General features: G+C 56.6%; 12 protein-coding genes and 1 pseudogene. 8 read left to right on the top strand and 5 right to left on the bottom strand.

Annotated elements, in window-relative coordinates; all coding sequences use genetic code 11:
• Nucleotides 1-6: 6 nt before the first annotated feature.
• Together CFT68_RS06390 and CFT68_RS06385 are read right to left on the bottom strand one after the other, a co-directional pair.
• Nucleotides 7-1,086 (bottom strand): glycosyltransferase family 2 protein, encoded by a 1,080-nt coding sequence (locus CFT68_RS06390; protein WP_088842555.1) that lies wholly within the window; start codon nt 1,084-1,086, stop codon nt 7-9.
• Nucleotides 1,076-1,411: a YbaB/EbfC family nucleoid-associated protein gene (locus CFT68_RS06385; RefSeq protein ID WP_088842554.1), complete on the bottom strand. Its 336-nt coding sequence runs from the start codon at nt 1,409-1,411 to the stop codon at nt 1,076-1,078. The genes CFT68_RS06390 and CFT68_RS06385 overlap by 11 nt, the downstream gene beginning before the upstream one ends.
• Before the next feature lie 130 nt (nt 1,412-1,541).
• Here CFT68_RS06385 and CFT68_RS06380 point away from each other — a divergent pair, with 130 nt between their 5' ends.
• On the top strand, nt 1,542-2,921 hold the full coding sequence (locus CFT68_RS06380; protein ID WP_088842553.1) for a tyrosine-type recombinase/integrase: 1,380 nt from the start codon (nt 1,542-1,544) through the stop codon (nt 2,919-2,921).
• 182 nt (nt 2,922-3,103) lie between these two features.
• A complete protein-coding gene (locus tag CFT68_RS22385) occupies nt 3,104-3,706 on the top strand; it encodes an HNH endonuclease (protein WP_088842552.1) in 603 nt (200 codons plus the stop codon).
• A 101-nt stretch (nt 3,707-3,807) separates the two neighbouring features.
• Here the strand turns inward: CFT68_RS22385 and CFT68_RS06370 are convergent, their stop codons facing one another.
• Nucleotides 3,808-4,482, bottom strand: coding sequence for a recombinase family protein (locus tag CFT68_RS06370; protein ID WP_088842551.1), 675 nt, complete (start codon nt 4,480-4,482; stop codon nt 3,808-3,810).
• Between the two features lie 284 nt (nt 4,483-4,766).
• Here CFT68_RS06370 and CFT68_RS06365 point away from each other — a divergent pair, with 284 nt between their 5' ends.
• A complete protein-coding gene (locus CFT68_RS06365) occupies nt 4,767-5,234 on the top strand; it encodes a hypothetical protein (protein ID WP_088842550.1) in 468 nt (155 codons plus the stop codon).
• 482 nt (nt 5,235-5,716) lie between these two features.
• On the opposite strand, the gene CFT68_RS22060 is transcribed toward CFT68_RS06365, so the two are convergent.
• Together CFT68_RS22060 and CFT68_RS22380 are read right to left on the bottom strand one after the other, a co-directional pair.
• A complete protein-coding gene (locus tag CFT68_RS22060; RefSeq protein ID WP_245815293.1) occupies nt 5,717-7,303 on the bottom strand; it encodes an Ig-like domain-containing protein in 1,587 nt (528 codons plus the stop codon).
• A gap of 45 nt (nt 7,304-7,348) precedes the next feature.
• Nucleotides 7,349-8,689, bottom strand: a pseudogene (locus tag CFT68_RS22380) (FG-GAP-like repeat-containing protein); the annotation flags it as partial.
• Between the two features lie 862 nt (nt 8,690-9,551).
• Between CFT68_RS22380 and CFT68_RS06355 the strand changes: the two are divergent.
• The 5 genes from CFT68_RS06355 to CFT68_RS06335 all read left to right on the top strand — a co-directional run bounded on the left by CFT68_RS06355 (nt 9,552) and on the right by CFT68_RS06335 (nt 12,716).
• Nucleotides 9,552-10,154, top strand: coding sequence for a Crp/Fnr family transcriptional regulator (locus CFT68_RS06355; protein ID WP_088842548.1), 603 nt, complete (start codon nt 9,552-9,554; stop codon nt 10,152-10,154).
• A gap of 94 nt (nt 10,155-10,248) precedes the next feature.
• Nucleotides 10,249-11,115, top strand: coding sequence for an alpha/beta fold hydrolase (locus CFT68_RS06350; protein WP_088842547.1), 867 nt, complete (start codon nt 10,249-10,251; stop codon nt 11,113-11,115).
• 7 nt (nt 11,116-11,122) lie between these two features.
• Entirely contained in the window at nt 11,123-11,701 is a 579-nt protein-coding gene (locus tag CFT68_RS06345; RefSeq protein ID WP_170934716.1) for a PPC domain-containing DNA-binding protein, read from the top strand.
• Nucleotides 11,702-11,822: 121 nt separating this feature from the next.
• Nucleotides 11,823-12,320 (top strand): YybH family protein, encoded by a 498-nt coding sequence (locus CFT68_RS06340; protein WP_088842545.1) that lies wholly within the window; start codon nt 11,823-11,825, stop codon nt 12,318-12,320.
• A 3-nt stretch (nt 12,321-12,323) separates the two neighbouring features.
• Entirely contained in the window at nt 12,324-12,716 is a 393-nt protein-coding gene (locus tag CFT68_RS06335; protein ID WP_088842544.1) for a YybH family protein, read from the top strand.
• Nucleotides 12,717-12,839: the final 123 nt, after the last annotated feature.

The raw sequence follows: 12,839 nt of genomic DNA, 5'->3' as shown, positions 1-12,839 counted from the left end.
AGTGGCCTAGGAGAGTAAGCTAGTATCTAGCTCCGTGAATTTCTTCTGACTTTTTCCGAAATAGGCCCACACCAAGCTACCGCGATAAGTGCCAGCCCGTTCCGTGGTGCGAAGGCGCGGCGGAAAGGCTTCCCGTCGCTGACGCCAATAGGCCAGTTGCTGCACGAAATGCCAATGCGCCCGCACAATTGCCCGAAAGTCGCCTAGGTTTCCTTGGGAAAGAAAGCGCAGCGCGGCCACCCAATCCAGCCCGAGGCGCGTAGCCATGGTGCTCTTTAATTCGGCTGCGTGGGTGTTCATGTACACCAACGCTAAGCCGTTGCGGAAGTTGAGGTAGGTTTTGCGCGGGTTGGATTTGTGCAGCGTGCCGCCGCCCACGTGGTACACCACGCTCTGGCCCTGGTACCACACCGCATACCCTGCGTTCTGCATGCGCCAACACAGGTCTATTTCCTCCATGTGCGCGAAAAACCGCGTTTCCAGGCCACCTAGTTGGTGCCAGGTCGAGGCGCGCACAAGCATACAGGCTCCTGTGGCCCACGCTACTGGCCTGGTGTCATCATACTGGCCTAGGTCGGTTTCCAGGGTATCGAAGAGGCGGCCCCGGCAGAAGGGATAGCCCAGCCGGTCGAGGTAGCCGCCTCCGGCACCCGCATACTCAAAGAGTTGGCGCTGAGCTGCTTCCTGGCTGTATTGCCGGATTTTGGGTTGGCAGGCCGCAATGGTTGGGTGCTGCTCCAGAAGCTCCCGCTGCGGGTCGAGCCAGCCAGGCGTTACCTCCACATCGGAGTTCAGCAGCACATAGTACTTGTAGGCAGCGCCCAGCCGTTGTAGGCCAGTATTATAGCCTTCGCAGAAGCCCAGATTAGTGGCGTGCTGAATAACCTCTACGGCCGGAAACTCCCTTTGCAATAGCCCTACAGAGTCATCGGTGGAGGCATTATCGACCACAACGATGTGCGCGCCCTCGGAGTAGGTCAGTACAGAAGGCAGGAAACGGCGCAGGAAATCCTGGCCGTTCCAGTTTAGAATCACGACTGCTACATCGGCGCACGAACCGACTTCTAGGCCACTCTTAGAGGCCAAAGCCGCCGAGGTCGAGGCCGGGAATGTTGGGGATGAGGCCGGCCGTTTTGCTTTTCATTTCTTCTTTGGCCTTTTCACCAACCTCTTCCATCACCTTGTTCACGGCTGCCACTACTAGGTCAGCGAGCATGTCGCGGTCCTGGGGTTGGAGCAAGGTTTCATCGATTTCCAGCTTCAGCAAGCGGCGCTGGCCATTGGCGGTGGCCTTCACCAAGCCGCCGCCCGATTCGGCCGTGGAAGTGATGTGCTGCAACTCATCCTGGGCAAGCTTCATTTTCTCCTGAAGCTCTTTCATTTTGCCCATCATGCCCATTACATCAAACATAGGAGTGCTTTCGTTGTTTCCAGCGTTCTGGAGTGGTTTTGAAAATTGAGTTGTTACAGTGTTGCTACAGTTTGAAAAAGGATTTTACCTTTGGTGAGCCCGGGAATCGCATCTCCCCAGGCTCTTGGATATGTCCACAATCACACTGTACCACCGGATTCCCAAAGAGGGGATCCAAGGCGCAATTTACGTAAAGCACACGCATAGCGGCAGCAGCTATGTGCTGAGTACGCACGTGAGGCTCCATCGGGGGCAAATCGACCTGGAAACTGGGCGCATTTCCCCCGCTGTCGAGAACGCGGCCGTGGAGGAGGGCAATATCCGCCGTGTCGAGGGCTACATGCACCAAGCGGTGAAAGCGCTATTGGATCGCGGCATCGAGCCCTCAAAAGAAGCTATGGGTCGGGCATATGCCGAGGTGGTGAAGATGGAGACGGAGCGGCTGCCGCGCCTGCAGTACCTGAACCACCACAGCCGGCTGCGGGAGCTCGACCGGCTGCGCGCCGCGGAGCAGCAGTTGGTCGAGCAGCTAGCAGCCAAGCGCCAGGAAATCCAGGCGCTGGAGATCAAGCTAGGAACTTGGAAGGGGATGCTGTTGAGCGACTACTTCGAGCGTTTCAAGGAGGATACGAAGTCCACGCTGAGCAAACGCAGCCACGCGCTGATCGAGTCTGGCATCCGGAATGCGATCAATTTTCGCCCGGGAATACGGATTGACCAGCTGGATAAAAAATTTCTCAAGGAGCTGCAGGATCACCTGGTCGAGAAGGCACGGTTGAACATCACCGTGCGCGGCGTGATCATTAAGTTGCGGAAGGTGCTCTACCACTTCGAGGAAGAGTTTCCTCTCACTTGCGCCTCTGCCCGCCAGCACAAGCTGCTGCCAAAGGTAAAAAACGACAACCTAGTCTACCTCAGCCCCGAGGAGCTGGAGCACCTGCAGGAGCTCCAGCTAGAGCGTGACCGGCACCGGAAAGTACGTGACCTGTTCTGCTTTATGTGTGCCACCGGGCTGCGCTATAGCGACGCCATCCGCGTGACCAAGAGTCATGTGGTCGCTGTCAAGCGCCGGCACCAAGGCAAACTGAAAACCGTTCAGGAGCTTCATATCACGACGCAAAAGAAGAAGAAGCTTGTCAAGGTGCCGCTATCAGATAAGGCGCTGTCGCTGCTCAAAACGAACGATTACTGCTTCCCTGCTTACCATTCTGCCAGCTTCAACAGGTCGATCAAGGAGGTCTGCGCAAAGATTCCGGAGCTGCAGTATCACATGGAGATCACCAACTGGAGTGGCGCCAAAGCGAACACTACGAGCCACCGGAAGTGCGACCTGATCGCAGCTCACGCGGCCCGGCGAACATTTATCAACCTGTGCCTGGCAGCCGACGTCAGCCTTGCTTCAATCAGAGCCTGGGTGGGGCATTCAGACCTGGAAACCACGCTGACCTCATATACGGATGCGGATGCCGTAGCCTTCGACCAGATGCAGAAAATGAAGGTGGTCGCTTAAGGTATTCGGCGAAAAACGAGAACAATATCAAACCGAACATAAGCACCTTTTGCAGTGTCGAATCTGGGGTAGAAAAGGTCGCGGAACGATACGTTCTCCGGCACCGAACGCTGAAAAAAACCTTGGTCTGATTAGCAGGCAGTTACTGGATATTTGTGGGAGAGGGCTCTAAAAATATGTAAGTGAGCAAGGCATGGCTGCTACATACTTCCAAACGCAGCCACCACATCGTGTCGCACCATGCCAACCTCCTCGCTCACTCAGAAACTGCCGAAATTCCTGGCTACGACGGGCGCTACATCATCAGCCGCAAAGGAATTATAACAGACCGTCTAAAGCAGCGCCCTGTCCGTGTAAGTAAGTCCGGAAACGGCTATCTCTACTGCTCCCTGGCGCTGCCCCGAGAGTCTCCTGTAGTGCCACTGAAGCGCAGGAGTGAATCTCTCCACCGGCTGCTGGCACACGCTTTCCTGGACCGACCTGACGGTACGAATCAGGTAGATCACCTCGATCGAAATCCACTGAATAATAGCTTGGGTAACCTGGAATGGGTTTCCTGCCAGGAGCAGATGCGTAACCGAGAAACGTGGGGCTGTAGCAGGTGGAAGGGCGTAAGCTGGGTACCAGCTACACAAAGGTGGCGCGCAAGCATCATGGTATATTATCAACTCACGCACCTAGGAGACTATGGTAGTGAGGAGGAAGCTGCCGCCGCGTGGAATGTTGCCGCGGTGCGGCATAGATACAGGTCGTCGCAACTGAATGCGGTCGACCTCGCCGCCTAACGCGATTACATCTGGCGCAGCCCAGAGAATTTTTGGCTCTCAAATAAAAGCACTCACGCTGTGCAAAAAATGCGAGTTTTATGCTGCTTGGTTATTAGGCTTTATGCTGCCGCAGGGGCGGTCTGTAGCTGACTCAGGCGGTATACTGCGCAGGTAGTAAACAGACAGCCCCGCCGGGTGCGGTAGCCCAATCGATTGAGTTTGTCTGCCATCTGCTGGAGGGTCTTCCCCGGTGCCTGCATGTAGGAGATCATCGCCGCTGCCTGCACGTTTGCCTGGTGGTTGCGAGCAATCTGGTGGCGCACTTCGCGCGACCGCTCCCGCCCGGCTTCGGTGAGATTGGCAGGGTTACCCAACCGCTCGCCCCTGGCGCGCTTGGCGGCGAGGGCTGCCTTAGTCCGTTCCGATATTGTCCGGGCTTCGTGCTCGGCGATGGCCGCGAAGATATGGATGGTCAGGCGTGTTGCCGCCGGGTTGTCGACACACAGAAAATCAACTCCAGTTTCCATCAAGTGGCTAGTGAAGGCAACGTTGCGCGCTAGTCGGTCGAGCTTAGCAATGAGCAGGGTGGCGCCCTGGGCGCGAGCGGCGGCGATAGCAGCGTCGAGCTGCTGGCGATTCGTCTTCTTGCCACTCTCGACCTCAACGTACTCGCTAATGATCAGGTCAGTACCGCGGACGAAGGCGTGGCAGGCGGCGCGCTGGGCTTCGAGCCCGAGCCCACTAGCGCCTTGGCGCTGGGTACTTACGCGATAGTAGGCAACATAATTTTTCATGAGTCGGGGCCGACGAAGAGGGACGATGACCCAAAGTACGGGGCTTGCTTCATTTGTCCAAGGGACGTTCAACAAATGAAAAGATGCTCCCAATCAGTCTGTCCGAAATACCAGGAACTTGATGAGGTGACTAGGTAGCTGTGGATGTCGCCCACAATGCACTGAAAACAAGAAAATAAGGTAGGTATAGTGAAAAAAAGTTGGCTAACAGAGCCAACCTTTCGTGAGGCCAGTGTAGAAGCACCATCGGCACTCAGCCGTTCGCGTTTCACCTTTCCTTTCGTATGTACCTAGACACCACCCCCTGCATCATCAGTGAAATCAACAAAGCTTTGAGCGAAGGAGCATACCGCGTGACGTGCACCTATATTGGCAACCATGGCGGCTTCGTGGGAATCCGCTCTATCCCGAAGCACTGGAACTCTCTTCCGTGTATCGAAGAGCGCATTTATGAGGTTCCCCTACTGCGCGAGCCTGCAGAGTTGTTGTGGGCAATTATTCAGCAGCTGAAGTTTGAGCAGTTTTCGGGCAATGCAGAACTAGGCCGGGAATACGTGGTAATTGATTCCGATGCCCAGTGGAGAGCTGTGCGAAAAGCAGTCGATGTAGCCAGCAAACAGATTCACTGCTTGGTTGCCGCCGGCACACCCCTCAGTCTGGCTGAGGTAGTAAGCCCCATCCAACCGTTCAAACCTCCAACAGCATTAGATGTTGATCCAGCAGAGCAGATCGAGGATTACTTTTCATTTTAATGTAGAGTTGTAAGCAACCTGCCCCTTGACTATCAAGCCTTGGGGCAGGTTGACTTGTGCCCTTTACATGCCTGCCGGCTAAGAGTAGTTACTAGGTTAGCAACTGCAGCTTTGTGATACTACGTTTGCAGCCTCATCCTTTGGTGCCATTTATTGCGCCTGCTTACTTACCGTATTTGCTTCTCACCATGTGGCACTGCCGGCGGCTGGCCGGGTGAAGGGGGTGATTCATAACTCTGCAGCAGTTAAACGTGAACAATGTAACTCGCCGAGCATCACGCCAGGCTGCATGACATGGGAGGTAGGTAGGTTGCCTCGAAGCACGGGGGATCTTGTGATTTACCCAGTACTCTCGCGTGCATGAGCTAACGATTTCCATCTACTCCGAATAAGCAAAACGCCCCGGCCCCAGGAGTGGTCGGGGCGGTGTCTACGGGCTGCTAACAACAGACAGGTGGGAGACCTATCGCAGGCTTAGCCCATCAGCGGCTTAGCATGACTTTCAGCACCTGTGATCTGCCAGCGGAGTTCAGGCGGATCAGGTACAGCCCCTCGGCACACGCGCTGGCATCCCACTCCACTTCCTGGAGTTGACCAGCGGGCGCGGATTCTGAGCGCAGGACTTTCACCAACGCGCCCCGCAGGTCGTAGACGCGCAGGTCATAGGCTTGCTTCTCGGTCAGGGCAAAGCGCAAATAGACCTTGTCGGGAGAGGGATTTGGGCTCGCCTGCAACGCCTGCTCTAGCCCCGGGGTGGTGGCAACCAGGCGGGCTGCTGTGTTGGTGACGGTGAACTGGTCTTTGCTTTGTGCCGTACCTCCCGGCGTAGTCAGGGTAATTTTACCTTTCGTAGCCCCGGCCGGCACGGTCATGCGGAGCGAGGTAGCGCTCTGCACCGTAAAGGTGGTTGCGGAGACCCCGTTGAAGCGCACGGCAGTGGTGCCCGTTAAGTTGGTACCCGTAAGGGTGACTTGCGCGCCCACCGGCCCCGAACCCGGGGTAAAGCTGCTTATGGTAGGTGCGGCAGGCGTTACCGTGAACGCCGTACTGCTCGTCAGGGTGGACGAGGCAGTGCTCAGGCTGATCAGACCGCTAGTGGCACCTGCGGGGACGGTGGCTACAATCTTGTTGCTGTTGGCAAGGCTGAAGGTGGCGTTCGTGCCGTTGAAGCGTACGGCGGTGACAGCCCCCAGGCCGCTGCCAGCGATATTGACCTGCGTGCCCACGGGCCCGGCTGTCGGCGAGAACCCCGTAAAGGCGGCGGGAGAACTGTTGTTGAGTACCGTCAGCGATATCGGCTTGGAATCGGAGAGTGCCCCATCCGATACCCGTATCGAAAAAGTGTAGGTAGAGCCGGCTTGTGGTGCCGTGGGCGTCCAGGCAAATACGCCCGAGGTGCTGTTGATGGTGGCTCCGGCCGGGGCATTTACCAGCGAGAAGGTACGTGCCCCGCCATCGGGATCACTGGCAGTAGCCGTAAACGTGTAGAGCACCTGCTTGGGAATGCTTGCCGTCGCCGGCACGTTCGCTAACACCGGCGCGTCGTTGACCGCCGTCACCGTGATTGATACCGTGGCACTAGCCGAGGTGAGCGCGCCGTCGTTGGCCGTGAAAGTGAAGGAGTCCGGTCCGTTATAGTTGGCGTCAGGTGTATAGGTGCGGGCACTGCCTGTACCGCTGAGCGTGCCGTGCGCGGGCGAAGAAGCAATGGTGTAGGTTAAGGCATCTCCGTCAGCATCAGAACCTGAAAGGTTTATGTTCTTTGGGGTATCCTCATTGATACTGACGCTTTGGGCCGCAGCTATTGGGGCATGTGTGACGGTAAACGGAACCCCATTGCTCACCAGACTACCACGTGAAACCAGGACAGGACCGGTAGTGGCTCCACCCGGCACAGATACGGTTATCTGGGTGGTAGAGTTAACAATGAAGTTGGAGGCCGCAGTCCCGTTGAAGGTGACACTGCTGGTGCCGGAAAAACCAGTACCCGCAATAACAACACTCGAACCGACGGGGCCGCTGGTAGGCGTCAGGCCCGTAAGGGTAGGGGGATCCTGATTAAAGACCAAGATAGCACCAACATAACTGCTTACGTCTCCCAAAATCAAGTCTAGGTCACCATCTGCATCAATATCTGCAACTGTTATACTTATTAGGTTAGGTCCTCCTGCCTGTACCTCTGTGTTGCCGCCAAAGTTCCCAATGCCATCGTTTGTTCTAAGGCTAACCGTTCCGCTTGAGAAGTTGGCTACCAGCAGGTCCAAATCGCCGTCTCCTTCCACATCCCCCATCGTTAGAGCAGAGGGATTATTCCCAACTGCTACGTCAGAACCATTGGTAAAGGCCCCTTCGCCATTATTTAGCCGAACGCTAACGTAACCGCTGTCGGCATTAATGGAAATGAGTATATCCAGGTCTCCATCTCCATCGATATCTGCTACATGCAGGCCAGTCACATTGTTGTCAACAGGTACTGAAGTTCCTACGCTGAAATTTCCGGCCCCGTTATTCAGCAGGACCTCTATGGCAAGATTAAACGGTGAGCTTACAAGTATATCGATGTCACCGTCCGCATCTACGTCGCCTAGTGCCATATTATTCCAAGGACCGATTCCTAACTGTACATCAGACCCAGCGCTAAAGCTACCCGTACCACTATTCAGCCTCACAGCAAAACTGCTGACACTACCAGCCAGCAGGTCCAGGTCACCATCTCCATCAATATCTGCTACCCCTACTTTCACGGGTTGGTTACCTGCAGATACTTCGGAATAACTGCTAAAAACACCGGTGCCATTATTTATACTTACGCTCACAGTGGTGCCCTCGCTCTTACCGGTGATTATATCTAAGTCACCGTCGGCATCCACATCTCCAAGAGCCACATCCCAAGGGTTACTCCCCACAAGCACTTCGGTACTGTTACTAAAACTACCGGCACCATCATTCAATCTTACAGTAACGGTGTTTGAATTGATATTGGCTGCCAGTAAGTCTACATCACCATCTCCATCAACATCACCTGCCACAACACCACGAGGGCCTTGACCCATGGGTACAACGGAAAGTCCATTGAATGTACCTGAGCTGGCTCTGGCGGCGGAGGTGAACTGGTATACGTGCGGCTTGGCTAAGGAAGCGCCACTACTATTTTGTACGCCTTGGGTGATGGTGGCAAACACCGTTTCGCCAGGCTTGAAGTCAATAGCAGGATTGAAGGTGAGCGTGGCCCCACTGACGGTAGCTGTCCCTGCTTTCCTTCCACCCGCTTGCGCACTAAATATCTTTAGCGCCTGCTGCGTTTCTGCGGTCGTATTCAACGCTTGGTCAAAGGAAACGGCCACATTGGTCGTGCGTGGAGCCCTTACTGCGTTTCGAACCGGGTCGAGGCTTGTGATATTAGGAGGAATTATCTGCAGTAACTGTGCGAAACCATCCAGTGCGCACAGGAGCATCCCCCCTGCCAGCAGCAAAGCGCGAGTATAACGGTGTACCATGAAGAGAAAGGAAAATAGAGGAATACCCTGGACTGTCTACCAGGCAACAACACGACACAACACAGCCGAAGCCAAGATAAGGCTCTCAGGCACAGCGGATAATAACCGCCTTGCAGGAGTAAACACTCGCAGGTACAAGATCTATAACAGGGAATAAGTAAAGATAAACTTTTATACGTTACATATTCAACTGCTTAGTCCTTTTGCTTGTGCTACTTTTAAGCGGCCGTGACATAGGTGTAACGCTGCCTCATACAGGAGGAATAAGGCAACGTCTGATCGTGCAGTAGGGCAAAGACCGAAGCAGAAGTGCTGTTGCACAAGATAGGGGGTAGGTAGGTTGCCTCGAAGCGTGGGGGATCTTGTGGTATACCCATGTACTCGCGCGCACTTAGGTCTCACCTATTCTCCCCAGAGTTTTTCTCACAGGCCGGTTCACTCACTGCGCAGGGGGGCATCCAGTCGACTCCTATAAGCAACATGATCAGTGCCCCTCGATAACTGGAGGTAGTGCCTGCAGGAAGTAAGGAGAGGTTATGCTAAACGGAGTTAGCTATACGGGAGGGTAGCACACCAACATCATACCCTTGCGCAGGAGGGAGGAAGGCACGAAGGAACACATCGTGACAGGTATGGTTCCTGAGTTTTAGTGAAGATTGTTCGATGCAGCGGGTATAGAGCATAGCTGGCATCCTGATGGGAGTGGCGTCCCGATGGAAAAGAAGGTATCCAAACTCCTTGCTTCTGGTAGTCGACTTTATTCACTTCTATATTGCCGCCGCACTCTCTGCACCGCCACGCGTACCTATAAGATTCCCTCATGAAGCCTCACACTGCCTCCCTAGCCGCTCTCAGTGCCTACTTCCAGTACGACTATTTTCCCCTGACGGACGAAGAGGAAGAGGCGTTTGCGTCGCGCTTCACGGAACGCCCCATTAAACGCCGGGCCTTCCTGCTGCAGCAGGGGGATATTTGCCAGTACGCCTCCTTCGTGGTGAGTGGCGGCTTCAAGATGTACGCCGTCGACCAGGGCGGCAAGGAGCACATCCTGCAGTTTGCCGTGGAAAACGAGTGGATGACCGACCTGGCCAGCTTTTACGCGCAGAAGCCCAGCGGCGTCTATATCGAGGCGCTGGAGTCCTCCGTGGTGCTACAGATCAAGCACGCCGACCTGCTGGACCTGTTTACCCACTTCCACAAGTTTGACCGCAACTTCCGCATTCTCGTCGAGCGGGGCTACATCGCGCTGCAACACCGCATCCTGCAAAGCATCAGCGCCAACGCCGAGGAGCGCTACCAGAATTTCCTGGACCAGCACCCTCACCTGGCCCAGCGGCTGCCCAACACGCAGATTGCCTCCTACCTGGGCATCACGCCGGAATTCCTGAGCAAAATCCGCAAGGACCGGGTCCCCAAGGCCTGAACCCTTAACCTAGTTTAAGCCCATTTCTTACGATTGTTTAGGGGTGGGGGCTGACCCGTTGCCGGACCTTTGCATTGCTTTAAACGATGCAATCATGACTCGGCAACTTCTCTTCTTACTGCTCCTTTTCACCTCCACCGCTTTCGGCCAGCAGCGTACCGCCAAGCCCCTGCGGGCCTTCCTGCAGGCTGCGCCCTCCCCGAAGGGGGCCATTCAGTACGGCAACAACCCCAAGGCCGGACACTACGCCCAGGCCGGCGACGCCAAAATCTACTACGAGGTGTACGGCAAGGGCCGGCCGTTCGTGCTGCTGCACGGCGGCATTTTCGGCTCGACCTACGAGATGGGCCGCTTGATTGACAGCCTCTCGCGCAAGTACCAGGTCATTGCCGTTTCCACCCGCGGCCACGGCAAGTCGGAGCTGGGCACGGCTCCGCTCACCTATGAGCAGCGGGCAGGTGACGTGCTGGCCGTGCTCAAGGCCACGACCCGCGACAGCGCCATCGTGTTCGGCTTCAGCGACGGCGGCTTTACGGCCTTTAAACTGGCCAGTATGTACCCCGAGCGGGTGCGCAAGCTCATTGTGATGGGCGCCAGTGAGCTGGCCCCCGGCATGCGCGACTTCACCTTCAGCACCCAGCAGGCCTTCGCCCTCGACAGCGCCTACATGCGCCAGCAACTGGCGCTGATGCCCCAGCCCCAGCGCCTAGCGGAGATGTTCACCCAGGTAGGCAACATGTACAGCCACCTGACCGTGGACAAAGCCCTGCTGCAAACCATCCAGTGCCCCACGTTGGTCATGGCCGGCGACCGGGACGAGGGTAACCCCGTGCAGCGCGTGCTCAACACGGCCCGGATGATTCGCCGCAGCCAGCTGGCCATCGTCCCCAATGCCTCGCACGGGGCCTTCCTCATCAATTTCCCGGCCACCTGGGCCGATATGGTGCCTTTCATTAAGTAATACTCCGATGCGTTTTTCCTTCTTGAAGTACCTCGCCGCCACGGCCTTATTCGTAGCTAGCAGCGCCCTGACTACCCAGGCCCAGGAGTATATCGGCACCTCGAGCGCGAAGCCCGTGGACGTGAGCAAAGCGCCCGGGGTCAAAACGAAGCTCCTCAGCACCAACGGGCAAACCAAAACCTACCTGTTGGTCTTCGCCAAGGGCGACGAAATCGTGGCGGGCCTGACCAAGTTTGCCCAGCAGTACCACGTCAAAAACGCCCACTACCAGGCCATTGGGGATGCCTTCTCGGCCAAGATTGGGGTGTATGACTACGACCGCAAGCAGTTCAAAGTCATCCCTTTCGCCGAACCCGTCGAGGTGGCGTCGCTCACCGGCAACATTACCCTGCTAGGCGACAAGCCGGTGGCGCATACCCACGTAAGCCTGGCCACCTTCGATGGCCTCTTGCACGGGGGCCACCTGTTCGAGCTGATTTCCGGCCCTACGGTGGAGCTGTTCGTGACCGTGGAGCCCACCCCGCTCTACAAAAAGCACAACGCCGAGTTCGACGCCAACCTGATTGACCCGGACCTAACCAACTAACTGCTTACTGGCGCCGCCTCGGGTTGACCAGCCGGCTACTGACCTCCGGTTCTGCCGCGGTGGGTCGGGCCCTACGCAACGCATTTTTCACCATTCACTTTTCCCCCTTTCCCCTACATTTATGAACCTGCCCAACGTATTCCGCACCCTGGTTTTCGCTCTCGCTTTGACGCCGGCTCTCCTTTCCTGCGACAAGGACGACGACAAGACTACTGCCACGCCCGCCGTGGATACCACGGCAGAGAAAACTGCCATTCAGCAGCTGCTCACCAACTACGGCACGGCGCTGAATGCGTCGAATGCCGCCACCGTCACCACGCTTTTCGCTCAGGATGGGGTATTTGCTGCTCCGGGTTCGCCGACGGCCACCGGCCAAACCCAAGTGCGTGCCGCCTTCGATGGCCTGTTCAGCGCCGTGACGCTCACGCTTGCCTTCACCCCGGCCAACATCACGGTGGTAACTAGCGACTACGCCTTCGCCACGTCCACCTCCAGTGGTACCCAGCTGGTAAAACCCTCCGGCCCTAGCGCCAAGGTGAGCTTCCGCGAGCAGTGGGTGCTGGTGAAAGAAAGCGGCCAGTGGAAAATCGCTCGTTACATCTTCAACGCGCCCCAGTAAACCATGTCTACGCAACCGGAAACCCTGGCCGCTGAGCACCTGCTAACTCAGTACGCTCAGGCCCTGAACTCGGCCGATACCGCTGCCCTGGCCTCCTTCTACACTCCGGACGGGGTATTCATGCCCGAAGGCCTCACGACCCTTCCGGTCAGCGAACTTCTGGCCCGCGCAGAAGCCTTCTTTGCCAAGGAGGAGTTTCAGATCGACTTCGCGGTCGAATCCGTGGCGGTGGATGGGGCTTACTGCTTTGTGCGCGCCACGGCCAGCACCCGCAGCACCGAGCGCGCCACCCAGCGGGAACTAGGTCGCCGCAGCCGCGACTTCTTCGTGCTGCGTCAGCAGCCCCAGGGCTGGAAAATCTTTTGCTACATCTTCAACAGCGTGCAGGCTGCCTAATCAGCGCGGGATGGGGCCAGCGGATCGTTCCGGTCATTCTAACCGCAACGTTTAGCGGCACTTCTCCTTCGCCAACGTATGCTGGCAAGAACGCTGAGCCATCTTGTTAGCTGACCATTATCG

This window comes from Hymenobacter gelipurpurascens, assembly GCF_900187375.1.
In the GTDB taxonomy this organism is placed as follows: domain Bacteria; phylum Bacteroidota; class Bacteroidia; order Cytophagales; family Hymenobacteraceae; genus Hymenobacter; species Hymenobacter gelipurpurascens.
This window is presented reverse-complemented; position numbering and strand designations above follow the sequence as displayed.

Bases quoted from the DNA above. Each gene is read 5' to 3' on its own strand.
- CFT68_RS06350 (WP_088842547.1), top strand. From the start codon at position 10,249: ATGACTCGGCAACTTCTCTTCTTACTGCTCCTTTTCACCTCCACCGCT.
- CFT68_RS06340 (WP_088842545.1), top strand. From the start codon at position 11,823: ATGAACCTGCCCAACGTATTCCGCACCCTGGTTTTCGCTCTCGCTTTG.
- CFT68_RS06345 (WP_170934716.1), top strand. From the start codon at position 11,123: ATGCGTTTTTCCTTCTTGAAGTACCTCGCCGCCACGGCCTTATTCGTA.
- CFT68_RS06380 (WP_088842553.1), top strand. From the start codon at position 1,542: ATGTCCACAATCACACTGTACCACCGGATTCCCAAAGAGGGGATCCAA.
- CFT68_RS06365 (WP_088842550.1), top strand. From the start codon at position 4,767: ATGTACCTAGACACCACCCCCTGCATCATCAGTGAAATCAACAAAGCT.
- CFT68_RS06385 (WP_088842554.1), bottom strand. From the start codon at position 1,411: ATGTTTGATGTAATGGGCATGATGGGCAAAATGAAAGAGCTTCAGGAG.
- CFT68_RS06355 (WP_088842548.1), top strand. From the start codon at position 9,552: ATGAAGCCTCACACTGCCTCCCTAGCCGCTCTCAGTGCCTACTTCCAG.
- CFT68_RS06370 (WP_088842551.1), bottom strand. From the start codon at position 4,482: ATGAAAAATTATGTTGCCTACTATCGCGTAAGTACCCAGCGCCAAGGC.
- CFT68_RS06335 (WP_088842544.1), top strand. From the start codon at position 12,324: ATGTCTACGCAACCGGAAACCCTGGCCGCTGAGCACCTGCTAACTCAG.